The sequence below is a fragment of the Neochlamydia sp. AcF95 genome, from assembly GCF_018342455.1.
Classification (GTDB): domain Bacteria; phylum Chlamydiota; class Chlamydiia; order Chlamydiales; family Parachlamydiaceae; genus Neochlamydia.
In genome coordinates this window covers 53390-68616 of sequence record NZ_JAEMUC010000043.1, presented here as the reverse complement: position 1 = coordinate 68616, position 15227 = coordinate 53390, and the positions used below count along the sequence as shown (strand labels likewise).

Sequence of the window (15227 nt, the reverse complement as noted above, 5' to 3'; positions counted from 1 at the left end):
AGAATGTCTAATATTAAACATTAAGTCCTTCATTGGCTATAAGAAGGGGTAGGTTATGACCTTTACAACACCATATGTAAATATAAGTGGAATACCTAGTGCTATTCCTACACGGCTAGAATATACTAATGCTAAAGTAGCCTCCGCTTACTATAATGCTATTCTGGCATTTGTAAGAGTGTTGCAACTTCAAGGCTCTACGACCTCAGCCAATCCCTACCCGGCATCACTTATTTCTGCCCTAAACGTTTCAGAAGTCAATGCAGCTCTTAATCAACTGACTAATCTGGCCAAATATGGAGTCATTGTAACAAGCTCAGGGCAGATCATCTACCCTAGCTCAATCGTAAGCGCTGGCTTTTTGGCTGCCCATGGCTTATCCTCTAAAGTCCCTCCCTCAGCAGGTAAGTCTTCTTATAATCAACATCTCATGACGATGAGTATGGCCCAAGATTATGATGCCATTTTACGCTCTCTAGCAGCTATTGGCGTGAATACCAATGCTGCTGGCAGCAATATTCCTCAGCTAAATGCTAACCAGCTAAAACAATGGTTAGACCTAGCTATTCAAGTCTCCGCAGTCGCTAATGCTGTCCAGGCAGCACAGTTAGAGGGCTATGGAGGAGCACGCGGCTTACAAAGCATTATTGAAATTGACTACGTTCAGACAGGTAACCAGATCATTTCCAAAAATATGGCTCAGCTAAAAAGTGCTTTAAACATGACCCAACAAATCTTAGATAATTTGGCCGAACTTCAAAACTTGCATAACCAGGTTACTACCAAATCTAGTGCTTTTAACTTTAACTATGGGGATGGTAGAGGTAAAGATGGGCCTTCTGCTTGGAGCCCTGGTTATCAACAAGCGGCAAGTGCCTTCTATAACAAGCCTATTACCCCCGTTATTCTTCCTTCTATTGCTCCTGGATCTTCAGGATTTGTCTCGGCCTATAAGAGACTAGTAAACATCCGTACTCAATTAACCGAACAGCTAAAAACACTTTCAGCGATTACTTCCGCAAGCGATAGGAGCAATGTCACTAGCTTATATTCAAGGCTTAAACAAGTTCTAACGGATTTAAATACCACATTCAGTGTAAGTGGCCAACCTGTTCTCTCTACCACTCCACCAGGGCTAGCTTCAGCAGGCTTTAGGAAATGGATGTTGGATAATTATAGTGCTTTCAATAGTAGCGATGCCAATGCAGCAGGAAAGTTTCAACAAAATATTACCTTTGCTATTACAGCTAGTGAAAACTTAAACGATACTCAAAAAGAGACGGTAAGAAATTATCTTTATATCTTTGAAGAATATTATAAATCCGCTTCTGCAGCTCTACAAGCGATTTCACAAATTATCCAAAAAATGGCCCAGAATATCGCTAGGTAAACTTATTAACAGTAAAAGATAAATAAAAAAATTTACAATATAAACACGAAGCCTTTAGTGGATCTTAAAGATAACCTCTTTTATTTCTACATATGACTTTAAGGTCTTAATAAATAACTTCGGCATTTTCAGGAGGAGCCCTATGACCTCAAGTACTAATTCACAAAATTTCTTAGAAGATCTTAGCAGTATTGCTGGCTCATATGTGCTAGATACAAATCTTTCCTATGTGAGTGGCCAAATAGCTGTGATGCCGACTCAAAAATTATATAATACTTCTACCACGAGTGCAGCGACCATTAATAGCCATTTAACTCCCACTAATTTTAATTCCATAGATACGACCGACATTACAAGTTTTATCAACCAATTTTATACTAAAGTCTTAGGCTATCCTAGCACCAGCTCTATCCCTTCTGCAGCTTATGATCCTTCCAATGCAGCTAGCCCTTTGAATGGATTATATAATATTTATACCGCCTCAGTGGGTGCCAATCCGGATATAGGAAATACAGATCTTAGTAGCATTATCAATGTTTCCAATCTGCCTGGACAATTTAAAGCAGCCTTCTCTGATTTCATTAAAAATTTTAATTTTTCTATCTTATCTAGTAGCAGTAGCGCTGAAACTCTCACTCTTAACGGCACTACCTATACAGCTACCCTTAGCAATAATTATGGAAATTTTACTAAAGCTTTCCTCAACTATTTAAGCACCACGACAGTTATTCAAACCTCTAACAAATCTAGTGTGTTAAATTTATTGAATAGCCAAAATAGCACCGGCGTTACTTATGTACAATCCTATCAAGCTATCTATGAATCTTTTAATGGTCCGGTAGGAACTTTATCCCAAAACTCTGCTAACTGGACTGTCGCGCAGAGAGTTTTTGTGCAACGCCTTTCTGCTTTTTATACCAGCGAGCTAGCTAAAACCGCTACTAGCAGCCAACCTTCTGGCTCTTTCGAAGCAAGCCAAGACTTGGGGGATTGGTACACTTATACCCAAAACCTTTACTACAATCCTCAATTTAGCCCCAATGCGTTAACTAGGGATTCCAATAGCACCTTTATCTTAAATGAAGTTTTACTAGCTCTTATCAGCATGCTCGGGACCATACAAAATGTAGCGGCCGCCCAGTCCCAAGCTTTGAGCTTCTTATCGCAGTGGCAAGCTGCTTATAGTGATAAGCTGAGGCAAATGCGTACCTTTACTCAAGGGGATGGCACGGTTCTAGGAGGTACCAATAGCTGGAACAAAGATGCAGCCCAAGCCACCCGTAACGCGCTTAATAACGTCAACCAAAACTACATTAGTAAATTACAGGCCAGCCAACAAACCCTTTCTGATCAAGCCAAATCCTTACAAGCTAATGTTAATCAAAGTAATGATGCGGCAAGCCAGCAGGGCAGTGTGGCCGACAGCATTTTGCAACAATTAAGCACAATTTTATCTGCAATTTTTAAATAATCCAGAATTTTCAATATAAAAGGGAAACTTCATGAAAAGTGACGAAGAACAAATAAAAAAGGCTGTAGAAAGCTTAGGGGAACAGCTGAAGAATGATGCAAGCCAAGAAAAGAATGTGACTCAATTAGCTGACGAGTTTTTTAAAAATGGACATATGCCAAAAGATCTATTGAATCTTAGTGATCAGCAAGTGGAAGGACTTTATGCGCAAGGTTACAATTTTTATCAAACAGGCCGCTATAAAGATGCCGTGCAAGTTTTTCGCCTACTTATCATGTTAAATGCTAATGAAGCCAAATATATTCTTGGACTTGCTTCCTGTTTTCATATGATGAAAGAGTATAAAAACGCCGTGGATACCTACACCATTTGCTGTGTGCTAGATCCTGAAAACCCTATCCCTTACTATCACATGTCAGATTGCTTTGTAGCCATGAAAGATCCTTATTCCACGATCATTGCCTTGGAAATGGCGATTAAAAAAGCTGGCAATAAACCTGAATTTCAAATGCTAAAAGATCGTGCCTTGCTGACTATCAAGCATTTACAAGAGGAAATTAAAGATACTATTAAAGCAGAAAAATAAGGGTTCCTTTTACTCACCAAGCATTTACACAGCATAATCGACACGGTAATTTACCTTATCTTAAAGGAGCCCCACGATCATTTGAACCCATAAAACTGCAAGAAAGACCTCAAAAAAAAACATCTCACGCCATAAAATCTAATGAAGGAGAACTTATCCATGGCAGAAGACACGCAAGACTTTAAACAGGAAGAATTCAGAAAAGCCATAAAAAAAACAGTGCATGCTCATAGTGGAAAATTAAGTGAAGAGGAGATCAAACTACAAGAACAAGCGCTGATCGATATCTTTGAGAATGGCATGTTACCTGCCCAAGCCTTAGGCTTTGACGCCAATTTTATGGATTACGTCTATAAATTTGCTTATACCCTTTACCAAAAAAATGAAATTGAAGAAGCCAGCCAGCTTTATCGTTGGCTAAAAGTTATGGTACCTATTGATCAAAAATATACCATTGCCTTGACCCATTGCTATATTCAGCAAAAAAATTGGCTTGCCGCTGTGGCCATGCTTATGGAATTAGGCGTGCTAAATCCTGAAGATCCATTGCCTTTTGAGAAGATGTGTGATTGCTTGATTGAGGCTAAAGACTATGCTAGTGCTCTGATGGCTATAGAGCAGGCTATAAAAAGAGCGGCAGATAAGCAAGAATACATGCTTGATAAAGAAAAATGGTTGATGACTTACGACTATCTTCTTTCCCAATTAGAGATTGATCCTGCCATTATAGAAAAAGTTAAAGCAGAAAATGAGCCTATTACTCATGCAAAAAACTCCGAGAGGTAGGTTATGAGCATCTCAGGAAGTGGGACAGGTGCCCCCGGCGGCATTCCAGAATTTTCTCTCCTTAATGAGCAGAATGCCGCTAGCTATGCTTTACGCCTTTCGATGGGCATTGCAAATAATTTAGATTCTATTTCATTTACTGAGATTGACAAGCAAGCCTTATGGAAATATGACACCTCCTCAAGTAAGCCTACTTTACATCCTTTAGAACATATGCGTGTAGAAGTAACACCTCCACGAGCTGATGACAGCTGGAAACAAATGCTAGCAGAAATCACGGAGAGGCTACCCCCCAATGTACGAGCAGCTTACGAGCAAAGCTTACAGGCCCCTATAGAAGAACGCAACCCCTCCTTAATTGCACTAGGAAAGCTATTAGAAGGAGCAGCAAAAGTGTTCAATGGAATTCAAAGTTCTGCAAATGCTTTAGATTCTCAAAATCCTATCGCAGCCGCTGGCTCCCCGTTAGATCTTCGCCGGCAGATGAATTTAGAACTAGCCGAAAAAGCCTTACAAGGCATCCTTAAAGACAGCTTTCCAACTTTTGAAGCGATAAAAAATAGCTTAGCAAGCTTAGGGCCTAATGATCCATTTTTTGATGAGCTAATGGGAGCAGCCAACCAATTAGGCATGGCTTACTCCACTCTTGCCCACCTTCATAATAAAAAGGCTGCTGAAGACCACCTATGAAAGAAAAGAATAGTGAAATACAAAAAGCTAGAAAAAATCTAGCCCATGCTTTAGAGGCCGTTAAAGAGAGTTATAATAGAAAAAACCATGGAAAATTTTTAACTATTTTGGGTCCGCTGATTAGCTCTTTAAGTGCAGTGACTATAGCCCAAACGGTTAAGGAAGCTGCCCCCGCACTTTTATTGAGCTTTAAAATTGCTTTGCAAGGGATCGAAAAAGAGGAAAGCTCGGCAGGAATTATAGGAAAAGCTTTAACCTTATCCACGCAACGATTGGTAGATTTTTTCATAAGAATCCATCTACTCCCAGAAGATCAAGGAAATAAGCAACTCCTGCTAATGATTTCCCGCGGCCTTGTGCTCACCACCATAGCTTTAAGCTGGGCTTTAACTCATTTTAGCTTTACCTACACCTCGCCTCTTAAAGAAAAAGATGAAAAGGAACAACAAAGAAAGCAATCTTTTGGAATTGAGTTAGCTCTAATCCTTACCTTGAAAACAGGTATTTGCCAAAAAATTGTGGGAAGCTTTGTAAGTGCATGTGGAGCAACTGCCAAGCAACAGCAAGCCCTGGCAGCATTAATACTTCCTCTTCTATTCATTCTCTCTTTATTAACAGTGTCTAGAGGAAATAAGAAACTTTTAGAAGAGCTTTTTCTACATTTAAAGGCTGAGTTAGTGGAAGGTTTAGAAAATCTTCAAACTTTTTTACCCTCTTTGGCTGGCGAGCCTGAGTCTATTATAGGTTTATATATTCAGCAGGCTACGGCTAGCTTGAAGGAAGAGGATTTTGAGCATTTATATCAGGCTTATACAGGGGTCCTTGAAAGCATTGATGCCACCCCTAGCCAGCTCAACGAAGAGATCGAAGATATTATTTATTTTGCTGAAACTATTTACACGGCATTTAGGAGCGGTTCTAAAGAATTTAGCCATACTACCGTCTCACAGTTAATATAAAAAATTTAACAACAATTCTCTTCAACAATAGAGAAGGAGGAAATCATGACATCTGGAAATATCACAGGACAAAGCCAGGGAGGCGGAGTTTATCTACCCCCTTCTGATTCTGGAGCCGTTCCCGCTGCAGGAGCGAATTCAGCTGCCAAAGCAGTAGCTCAGCCTAACCAGGCCTATTACACAGATAGCACCTCCACGGGAAAAGAGGCTGTATCTGCTAAACACACACGCAATCTACTCGCTCATATTCCTCCTCCTAATGCCCAGGCTGCCGGAGTATCAGAATCCTCAGGCACAGGCAATCCCTTTTTACGGCCCAATCCCCTGGTGGCCTTTTTTATGAATTTTACCGAAATCTCTAATGTCTTACGTCAAATGACCATGGCTCAAGAAAAAATTACTTTATCTCAAATGAGTATGATTAATGAGCTGGCCAAAGGCCAAGCCCAGCAAATTCTACAAGCAGCTGAAAAAGAGTCTAAGATGTATATGGCTAGTGCAATCGCCTGCTTTATGGAAGCAGGGGTTTCATTAGGACAAGCCGCCATGCAATTTAGGGTCAATCGCAATACTGATAAAGAAATGAAATCACAACAAAAAACGTACGAAGACGAAGCTACACGCCTTCAAGGCCGTAAAGTAAATGCTAAACAGTACTACGATGAGGTGTCAGGCCAACACACAGCCAACGAAATGAAAGCTAAACAAATGAGAAATGCGGATAAAAATGTAGCCGATGCTAGAAAAAATCTAGAAGAGGCTAAGCAAGGTGGCTCTAGAAAAGGAATTACAGCCTCTGAGCAAAAGTTGAAAGATGCTGAAGATCAAAGAGACATAGCCTATGGCGGTCAACTAGAAGAAAATCAAAGAGCAGCAAAGTTGAAGCGAGCGGAAGCTAAGAGTTTAAGAAGCTCTGAGGAGTCTTTGTCTGCTAAAAGAGATTTAAATAGGGCCAACCATGAATCTGAGACAGCAAATTATGAACTGGAAAAATTTAATACTAGCTATTTCATGACCCATGCCAATAGCGTGTCTAACAAAATGATGATCTTCAACATGACTTCCACCATGCTAAATAAGTCTACCGAGGGACTGATGAACTTATGGAAATCAGAACTAGTAGTAGAAAAAGCTCAAGCAGAGGCTTTAAAAGCGATGATGGATGCTTACATCCAAAATGCCTTTAAAACAGTGGACTTAATGAATAACGCTAAAAGCGAAAATTCAAAATTAATTGCCGATCTTATGCAACAACTACGTAAATTTTCTGAGGATGAAAGGAAGCTGGGAAGCTCTGTTGGAGTTCAATCTACAGGCTAAGCCAGATAAGTATAAACGAGTAAAAAGGCCTCTTATGAGCCTTTTTACCCGTCAGTAACGCCGATCGCTTAAAAGCAGGGAAGCAAAAAATTCTAAAGGTTTAAATTTAAACGAATTTATCGGGAGCAAGCTAGCCTACAAGGGACTAAAAAGCTTAAAAAATTTTATACTTCTAATTAAAGAAAACTTTTTAACGTTAATTCAACTATCAATAATTAAAAAAAACATTTGTAATAATATAAGAAACTTCCATTTTCCTATGTTTATTCTACCAAGTTTTTGAGGAGGACTACATGCCACTTAATATCAATTCCAATCCTAATTTCAGCAATTTTCAAGTGGGGGAACCTGGGGAAGTCAATACCATTCCCCCTACTTTAGGGGAAGATCCACGCTCAACGGATACGGCTAACAAATCCACGCAAGCTGCCAAGCCTAACTCTTTTACTGCTCCTGGGAGTCCTCAACTTCCTGCTCCTTCTGAAGCAGCACAAACAGATCCCACTCTATTAGCTAAAGGACTCTTTCAACCTCAAGCCCTCCTTACTCATCTACAAACCCAAGCCCAAGCGAATGCTAATAATCAAAATAGCAATACGCAACCCTTAACGGATGAGGGGCAACGCAACTTATATGCCAATAACTTTAATGCCGCCTTAACATCTTATGCAAAAGCTAACAATCTATCTTCGAGCGATGTAGCAAAACTTACCTTTGCTTTTTATAATTCTACAGCTACCACCGAGGGTACCAAGCTAAGTTCTGGTGCCGACCTTAATCAAATTCTACAAACGCTTACAGGGCAAGCACAGCAAGAAGCTTTGAAAGCAGGAGTAGATGTATCTAAATTAAAGCCAGCTGTAGACAACTCCTCTTACAACCTTTCTCTCTCAGACACTTACAATGCTGCTTTTGAAGATGCTGTAAATCGTGACCCTTCCCTTACCTCGGAAGAAAAAGCTGCCCTTATTTATCAACATTATAACCCTTCCCCTGCACTCAAAGGAGTGAACCAGACAAAACTTAAGCAATTGCAAAACGCAGCTCTTAAAAAAACTAGCCAAAAATTTAGCACCCCCTCAGGATGGACACCTCCTCTTAATAGCGCGATGTATAATGGAGCTTTAAAGGGAAGCTTTCAAGTTAACCTTAAGCTTAACCTGGATGAGTACGCGGGTCAAAACAATTTGGGTGCTGCTGACCTTGCGGCTCTTAAAAAAGCTATAGAAAACATCAAAGATCCTAGTATTTCTAACGCTCTTAAAGCTATTGCTCAACAGATCATAAATAAAACCATCAGTGAGACTAAAGTTCAAAATCAATTACCGGTAAATTGGCAGCCCTCGGCTGAGCAGATGAAGAATGCTTTTAAAGATATCTCCTCTAACCTAGCAACAACATCTCTTGTGCAAGCACGCGAAATGCTAAATGCTTCGATGGCGCAGTTACAATTGCTAATGCCTAATGGTCCGGGCAAGCAGAAAACCATGGATTTACTCATGACGATTAGTAAAGCGATTGTTGAAGCTCAAAATACAATTTATGAGATACAAACTTCTCGCTCCCAACAGGCTAAGCAGCAAGCAACTGCAAAATTAGGTATGCAATTGCAGCAAGTTCGTGAGCAGCAAGAAAAAGAAAAAGAGATGCAAAAGCAGCAAGGAAAATCAGGCTTTCTAGGCGTTCTTATGAAGATCATCGAACCGATAATAAAGGTTATAACCGTATTGATGGCTGTAGCAACAGGAGGTCTATTAGGCCTTGTCTTTGCTTTATTAGATGCCACACTCAACTTAACGGGTAAACTCATTGAAGCTATCGTAGACATAGTCTCTAAATTAATAGATAAAATTATCCCTAGTGGCAATGGATTTTTAGATGGGTTAAAGGCGGGGTTAAGAGCTGTTACTCAATTATTCGTGATGGCCACTATGGCTATAATGGCGGTGGGCATGCTAGGTCCGCAACTAGTGACTACTATGTTTACCACCATGCTAACAGAGTCTGATATTATTCCTGATTTTTGTCAGATGTGCGGAATTAGTAGAGAACATGCTCAATACATTGCAATGGCAGTGGGAATGGCTATTACCATAACAATTGGGATCTTAAGCTGTATTAATCCCGCTGCTGCTGTCCCTGCGGTTACTCAAGCCACAGCAAGAGCCGCTGCTTCGACTGCGAAAATCCTAAAGCAGGTAATGACCGTCATACAAAAGGTTGTGGATTTAGTGAACAGCGTAAAGATTTTATCTAAGGCTATTAGTGTTACTGGAAAGATAGTGAAAAAAGCCGTAGAAGAATTATCCGAGGTTGTAAATGTAATAGGAAGCGCTGCCAAACGAATTGCCGATACAACTTACCGCGTATTAGGAAATGTATTAAGCAAAATTCTTAAGTCCGTCAAAGGTTCTAAAGCTATGGAGCTAATTGAAAAGCTCCTGACCAAAGCTTTAAAGAATCCCAATACTTTTAATCGTATTATGGCAGGAGTAAGTATCACTCAATCTACACTAACGGCAGTTAAAAGTGGAATTCAAGGAGGAATGAATGTTTCTCAAGCTATTATTGCGTCGGTTAGAGGTAAATATGATGCTATCATTGAAGAGTTACAAGCCATGATTAAACAGCTGCAGAAGGTTTTAGATGACCTTTTAGATAGCCTTAGTGGTTTAGGGGAAGATTTACTTAGTGTCAAAGGTATGCATGACAACCTCCTTAAAGGCCTACAGGATACCTTACAAAAAACAACCTCTATCCAGATAAACTAAGGATAAAAATTAGGTAAATAATATAGCCCATCTCTTACAAGAAAGCATTTTTAAAGTACCTTAAGCCCTTTACAAAGGCTTAAGGTACTTAAAAAAGCTTTAAGCCTTAAACATTTTTTCTTAATAACCTTGTAGTGACCTCTTTGTCTACCCTACAATAAATATACTTTTACCTTTTGCTACCACTTTCATCTAGGAAAATGAGTTTGATATTCTTTTCTATATTGCTTTGAAACCCCTCTTAAAAACTTCCTTTAAAGGTATGTTTATCCTACAAAGATTATCGAGCCTAACTCTAATCCCTTAAGTAGACCGCTTGATGATAAATGAGCGCTAGTAAAGCCGGGCAGTTAAATTTTACTCCTTTTCTTAGCCTTGCTGTCAGTCATATATTCTATAGACAATCGGTGCATACTCTATCCTTTAAAACAGCCAACTAATTAAAAATATTTTAAATACTTCTTAAAAGATAGTAACTCTTCCCGCTTAAGTGGTTCCCCTTCTATCTTTCTCTTAAGGACTCTGAGAGGGTTTCTCCTAAGAATTACAAAGCCTTTTTTATCTGAGAAGATGCCTGCTTAAATCAGCAACGAAGACTGAAGCTTTTTAGCTAGATTCTTACTTATGCAAAGAAAAGGAAAAAGCTGATTTAAACTTAAAGGCATACAGCTTCTTTTCTGCGGGCCTTTTGTCAGCTATTTAGATTCCTCACTCATATAGCTATATTATTGCTTTTAAAGAAGGACAAAAAAGAGGGCTCCTCTTCCATTATATAAAGTCTTAGCTACAAAACCTAAATCCTTGAGCAAGTTTTATATTATAATGCACATTTCTTACTCAATAAGATTTTTTAATTTATATAAACTAAATAACTCTCTTCGCACCGAAAATGTATAAGAAATTTTTAAAAATCTTCTTCCTTTAAATTTGCTATATCCTTATCCTTAAACGTAATATGATAAATCCTAAGAGATTATCTTAAAGCTGAGAATGAAAAGCCTATTAAGAAGGAATAGAAGTAGTTTTTTGGCTGCTCACTTAAAGCGAAGGAAGTACAAAGCTGCCTTTAAGCCTTGGTGCTTTTTAAGTAGTAAAGACCCCATTTAACAAAACTTTTCCTAATACTAATGAAGCGATGTTGTTAAATTCGTAAAAAAGGATACTATGAGTAATGCTGATATCGACGAACAACTAAATAAATTGCTATCTATTAAAGAGAAAAGTTACACTTTTACGATAGGTTCCAATTTGCATGATAAACTTGAAAAGCATCTTTTTTCGCTGAAAGCGATCAATAAAAAATGCTCTAAGGGAAAATGGGTTTATGAAGCTATCGCTGAAAAGCTTAAATTGGAAAACGTGGGTGATTTATCCAAACAAAGAAGAATTCAAGTTTTTTTAGATGACACTATCTCCAATGAGATTGAAAAACGTATTCAAATCTTCAAAAAAGTATACTCCAGCTATTCAAAAAAACAGTGGATCTTAGAAGCTATCCATGAAAAGCTAGATCGAGAATTAAAGCTTATTAAAGAAGAGTTTAAAAAGACTTATGCGACTGAAATGGATTCAAATGATTAACTTAACGTTATAAGCCTTTCAATAATTTATACTCTTACCTCTAAATTGCTTATCCTACACCTTTAAATTTAAACTTCATAAGCCTCTATACTCCATGATGTACTTATTTCTTGTTGACTAATTTTTAATAAAATAATGTTGTAGCTTATCAACTCGTTAAAAATAATTTTTTGTCTATATCCCCTCCTTCCCCTTTCCTTTTATTAAAGAATATCTAAATCAACGTGAAGTGGCTCTCAAACAAGAAAATTCCCCAATAGCTTATTCAAAATTCAATGGTGTTCGCTGGCTTTTTCTTGATGGGCATATTAATTACAAATTCAATCTGTTGGGCAAAATTTGAAAGGGCTGGACTTAAAAGCTATAAAAAGATGGCTTTATCGGCCATGTTTAGACGGGCTAAGATTGCTTAGAACAGGCTGCTAATCTGTAGTGTTCGTGCGGTCCTGCGTAAACATAGCATCACAGAAGGGGTTCTTATTATCGATGATAAAGATCACAGGCGATCAAAAAATGCTGAGAAATTGCATCATTTGCATAAAATCCGGGATAAAAAAACAAGTGGTTATTTTTGTGATCAAAATATAGTATTTCTTCAGCTAGTGACTAAAAAATTTTGCATTCCCGTCTCCTTTGCCTTTTATTCTCCCGATCCCGTACTCACAAGATGGTGACAGGAAGTGAGGAAGCTAAAAAGGTGGGGAATTTCTAAAAAAGCCCGTCCCAAAGAGCCTAAAAGGTCAATAGAATATCCAAAAAAGTATACACTAGCTTTGCAATTACTTAAAAATTTTGCCTGTGAATTTCCTGCTTTTAAAGTCGCTTGCGTACTCACTAATACTTTTTACGGCAATAGCTTGTTTGTAGATGGAGTAGAAGCTATTTGGCCTGGAGTGCAAATCATTACTCAACTCAAGAAAGAATCAAAAAGTCATGCGAAGTAAAAAGTCTCTCTCGTGCCAAGAATTCTTTAAAGCCTACCAAGGCTGGAAGCAGGAAATCCTCATTCGCGGTGATAAAAAAAAATGGAGTCCAAGCCGAGGGAGCAAGGTTATATGTTCCTTCTCATCATAGAAAACGATGGGCAATAGTCCTCATATATGAGGAAGAAAATGAGTATCGCTATCTTATGGCTGCAAATCTTTCATGGAAGATGAAAGATGTGGTGCAAGGATATATTTTGAGATGATTATTAGAGGTTTTTTATTGAAGATTGGAGTAGTCATTGTGGGTTTTGCAGTTTGGCCAACAGCGCGGCGTTGAGGGATCAGAACGACCTTTGATTCTAAGCCTGCTGTTTACCACTGCTTTCTTTTTCATTTGTCTCAAACAAATTTCATTAAGAACAAACTCCCTTTAGCAACCTTGGGGAGCCCAGTAGAAAAGTCTAGAGTGGATGCTTTGTGCCAAATTGGAAGAGAAATTATTGAAAATGAAAATTCAAAAGAACTCTTCCGTAATTTCGAAAAGACGCTAGATGCAATCTTTGTTTTAAGGCCTTCTTGTGAACATTTAAATGCAGTACAAGAAAATGTAACTGTTGAGTTATCAAGAAAAGTTGCCTAGCTGTCAAGAATAAAAAAGTATATCATCGTGTATGCAGTTTAAGAGAAATAAAGAAAAAAATTTTGGTAGCTAGGGTGGGTCACTAAAACTGCCGACCCTGGGTCGCTAACCATGACGGATGGCACAGCTGCCAAATTAGCGATTAAGGAATAGCGTTAGATTCTGTCATCCAAATGCAGCAAGAGGCTGTACAACAATCCGATCAGCTCGCTTAGACATTAATGAAAATGCCAGACCAAGAAGCAAGTATCTTCTCTTGGAGTGCCTAATTTTACTATGAATTATAGAATCCAAAAAGGATTCTACAATTCATTTGGCTCTTTAAACTTCCTTCAAAATGATAATTTTGGAGACACTGCTTTTTAGAATTGAGATGAAATGCGAAACATCATTTTCGAATGGCAAGCGATACATTTAAACCATCCAAAATAACGATTGCGTATATATTTGATAGCTTCTTTGCCCTGCACAGAAAAGATAAACAAAAAAATGATTTCCCAGACACAGTAGTGATCCCTCAATCCAGCTATAACAGCTTTCCATAGAATTTTTTGTCAAAAGGTGAACTAAGGAAATATTAACCCCTTCTCCAAACGATAAAACGGGAGTGCAAAATATAGGTCGGAAAGCTGCTCTTCTTTCTAGATGCACGCTATCCCAGCACTCGAAAATAAAGCATGCTAAAGATTAATCGACTCTCTCCAACTCTCAAAAAACAGGTATTTTTATCGAATAAACGATGCTTTTAGATGAGCTAAAAACTGGTTAAAATTCCATCAACTTGGCAATTCGCCAAGTCGATGCCAAAATTTATCAACCGCGGATGGTTCCTTCCCCAGAATAAGAAATAGGAGGCAAAGAATAGGGTTTTTTAAGAAGAGAATCAGGGTTAAGTTGTTGAACGACCTTAGCCAGCTGAGATTTCAATTTATTAATCGCTTCTTGGTACTGTTCCACTCCTTTTTGCTCATAAAATTATATCAAATAATCAATGGCTACAGGATCGTGATTTTGAGCAGCTTTTTGATATAAAAGATGGGCTATTTCTATCCGTCCTTTTTCTTCAAACTTTTGAGCAACATGGCGCAACAACGCCGTAAATTTATCTACTTTGGTCAAATAATTATCAAAAATGTTACTAATCATTTCAACTCTCCTTTTTAGTTTACATTTTTTTATTTAGTGATATGTTCATATTTATCATACACTCTATTAATGTCACCAATAATGTCACCTAGGAAAAAATTTATGCGAGGCGCAGGATCAACTCCCCCCTCCCCACCTCTTGAAAATATGCCAGTTGTTTCTTCCTTTAAAACACGTACAACTGAAATCTCTCAAACAGAAGAACAGCAACCTCAGAGAGAGGAAGGACAATCCACCTCTTTGCCTCCTTCTGCTTCTCAATTAGAGCGCATCCAACAGGCGAATTTGAATCAATCTGCCTAATACAGCCGCTTATTAAGCCTAGCTAAAAAGCGTAAAAGTGAAACATCTCAAATAGAGGAACAGCAATCTCAGAGAGAAGAAGGGCAATCTGCTTCTTCTGCTTCTCGCGTGCTTCCACTACAGCAGGATCAATCTGCTAAACGACAGCGCATATCCCCCTCAGCACCACCACCGCCAAATCGCCCTACTCCCCTACCTTGCCAGCGGCTCCAAGCCTACCCCTGTTCCAAATAGTCACCATCCTTACCGTGCACCATCTCCTCTACCCTTTCCTATGCCTTTTCCTCAGAGTCTGCCTCCAACCTCAGCTGGTTACTATTCTTATCATGCGCAACCTCCAGCTACTTGCGCATGGCTTGGGAAAGTCAATGTATGAACGTGAAGAATTGTATCACTGGAAGGCTCAGCACCCCAATGAGCTTCCTAATCAGCGGCCAGAAAATATTCCTTTTCTGCCTCAAAATATGATGGGCGACAAGAAAAACCGAAAGATTATTGATGAACGCCTAGAGGATTGTTCAAATTTTTTTAAAATTGGACTTAACGCAGCGAGAACCTAAAGAAAATACTCATGCTTTATTTTTGCTTGGGCCGTTAAATACTTGGAATAAAAGGCTTTAAAACAGCAAAATATGTATTTAATTTGATTGAGGATTTT

At 38.7% G+C, this 15227-nt stretch carries 16 protein-coding genes; 14 read left to right on the top strand and 2 right to left on the bottom strand.

All coding sequences use genetic code 11. The features are described from left to right. Nucleotides 1-55 precede the first annotated feature (55 nt). From NEOC95_RS04670 to NEOC95_RS04615, 12 genes are all read left to right on the top strand, one after another. On the top strand, nt 56-1390 hold the full coding sequence (locus NEOC95_RS04670) for a hypothetical protein (protein ID WP_213151880.1): 1335 nt from the start codon (nt 56-58) through the stop codon (nt 1388-1390). Between the two features lie 142 nt (nt 1391-1532). After that, nucleotides 1533-2861, top strand: a complete 1329-nt coding sequence (locus NEOC95_RS04665; protein ID WP_166158371.1) for a hypothetical protein — start codon at nt 1533-1535, stop codon at nt 2859-2861. Nucleotides 2862-2892: 31 nt separating this feature from the next. Further along, entirely contained in the window at nt 2893-3447 is a 555-nt protein-coding gene (locus NEOC95_RS04660) for a SycD/LcrH family type III secretion system chaperone (protein WP_166158368.1), read from the top strand. A gap of 159 nt (nt 3448-3606) precedes the next feature. Further along, complete coding sequence (locus NEOC95_RS04655; protein ID WP_213151878.1) at nt 3607-4233, top strand: tetratricopeptide repeat protein; 627 nt, start codon at nt 3607-3609, stop codon at nt 4231-4233. 3 nt (nt 4234-4236) lie between these two features. Then, complete coding sequence (locus NEOC95_RS04650; protein ID WP_213151876.1) at nt 4237-4923, top strand: hypothetical protein; 687 nt, start codon at nt 4237-4239, stop codon at nt 4921-4923. Further along, nucleotides 4920-5882: a hypothetical protein gene (locus NEOC95_RS04645; protein WP_213151873.1), complete on the top strand. Its 963-nt coding sequence runs from the start codon at nt 4920-4922 to the stop codon at nt 5880-5882. The genes NEOC95_RS04650 and NEOC95_RS04645 overlap by 4 nt, the downstream gene beginning before the upstream one ends. A gap of 45 nt (nt 5883-5927) precedes the next feature. Further along, nucleotides 5928-7202: a hypothetical protein gene (locus NEOC95_RS04640; protein WP_213151872.1), complete on the top strand. Its 1275-nt coding sequence runs from the start codon at nt 5928-5930 to the stop codon at nt 7200-7202. A gap of 293 nt (nt 7203-7495) precedes the next feature. After that, on the top strand, nt 7496-9973 hold the full coding sequence (locus NEOC95_RS04635; protein WP_213151870.1) for a hypothetical protein: 2478 nt from the start codon (nt 7496-7498) through the stop codon (nt 9971-9973). Between the two features lie 1164 nt (nt 9974-11137). Then, nucleotides 11138-11554: a hypothetical protein gene (locus NEOC95_RS04630; protein WP_042242503.1), complete on the top strand. Its 417-nt coding sequence runs from the start codon at nt 11138-11140 to the stop codon at nt 11552-11554. Nucleotides 11555-12327: 773 nt separating this feature from the next. Continuing rightward, nucleotides 12328-12498: a hypothetical protein gene (locus tag NEOC95_RS04625; protein WP_213151869.1), complete on the top strand. Its 171-nt coding sequence runs from the start codon at nt 12328-12330 to the stop codon at nt 12496-12498. 68 nt (nt 12499-12566) lie between these two features. Next, complete coding sequence (locus tag NEOC95_RS04620; RefSeq protein WP_166158347.1) at nt 12567-12743, top strand: hypothetical protein; 177 nt, start codon at nt 12567-12569, stop codon at nt 12741-12743. A gap of 176 nt (nt 12744-12919) precedes the next feature. Further along, nucleotides 12920-13120, top strand: coding sequence for a hypothetical protein (locus NEOC95_RS04615; RefSeq protein ID WP_213151866.1), 201 nt, complete (start codon nt 12920-12922; stop codon nt 13118-13120). Between the two features lie 813 nt (nt 13121-13933). Here NEOC95_RS04615 and NEOC95_RS04610 read toward each other — a convergent pair. Further along, on the bottom strand, nt 13934-14077 hold the full coding sequence (locus tag NEOC95_RS04610) for a hypothetical protein (protein WP_213151864.1): 144 nt from the start codon (nt 14075-14077) through the stop codon (nt 13934-13936). A gap of 18 nt (nt 14078-14095) precedes the next feature. Continuing rightward, nucleotides 14096-14266 carry a hypothetical protein gene (locus NEOC95_RS04605; protein ID WP_213151863.1) on the bottom strand — a complete coding sequence of 57 codons (171 nt, stop codon included), beginning with the start codon at nt 14264-14266 and terminating at the stop codon, nt 14096-14098. Nucleotides 14267-14347: 81 nt separating this feature from the next. Here NEOC95_RS04605 and NEOC95_RS04600 point away from each other — a divergent pair, with 81 nt between their 5' ends. Together NEOC95_RS04600 and NEOC95_RS04595 are read left to right on the top strand one after the other, a co-directional pair. After that, nucleotides 14348-14569: a hypothetical protein gene (locus NEOC95_RS04600; RefSeq protein WP_213151861.1), complete on the top strand. Its 222-nt coding sequence runs from the start codon at nt 14348-14350 to the stop codon at nt 14567-14569. A gap of 197 nt (nt 14570-14766) precedes the next feature. Beyond that, the gene (locus NEOC95_RS04595; RefSeq protein WP_213151859.1) at nt 14767-15129 is read left to right on the top strand and encodes a hypothetical protein; all 363 of its coding nucleotides are present in this window, start codon (nt 14767-14769) and stop codon (nt 15127-15129) included. Nucleotides 15130-15227: the final 98 nt, after the last annotated feature.

Coding starts and splice junctions, on each gene's coding strand:
- NEOC95_RS04670 (WP_213151880.1), top strand. CDS start 56: ATGACCTTTACAACACCATATGTAAATATAAGTGGAATACCTAGTGCT.
- NEOC95_RS04665 (WP_166158371.1), top strand. CDS start 1,533: ATGACCTCAAGTACTAATTCACAAAATTTCTTAGAAGATCTTAGCAGT.
- NEOC95_RS04660 (WP_166158368.1), top strand. CDS start 2,893: ATGAAAAGTGACGAAGAACAAATAAAAAAGGCTGTAGAAAGCTTAGGG.
- NEOC95_RS04655 (WP_213151878.1), top strand. CDS start 3,607: ATGGCAGAAGACACGCAAGACTTTAAACAGGAAGAATTCAGAAAAGCC.
- NEOC95_RS04650 (WP_213151876.1), top strand. CDS start 4,237: ATGAGCATCTCAGGAAGTGGGACAGGTGCCCCCGGCGGCATTCCAGAA.
- NEOC95_RS04645 (WP_213151873.1), top strand. CDS start 4,920: ATGAAAGAAAAGAATAGTGAAATACAAAAAGCTAGAAAAAATCTAGCC.
- NEOC95_RS04640 (WP_213151872.1), top strand. CDS start 5,928: ATGACATCTGGAAATATCACAGGACAAAGCCAGGGAGGCGGAGTTTAT.
- NEOC95_RS04635 (WP_213151870.1), top strand. CDS start 7,496: ATGCCACTTAATATCAATTCCAATCCTAATTTCAGCAATTTTCAAGTG.
- NEOC95_RS04630 (WP_042242503.1), top strand. CDS start 11,138: ATGAGTAATGCTGATATCGACGAACAACTAAATAAATTGCTATCTATT.
- NEOC95_RS04605 (WP_213151863.1), bottom strand. CDS start 14,266: ATGATTAGTAACATTTTTGATAATTATTTGACCAAAGTAGATAAATTT.
- NEOC95_RS04600 (WP_213151861.1), top strand. CDS start 14,348: ATGTCACCTAGGAAAAAATTTATGCGAGGCGCAGGATCAACTCCCCCC.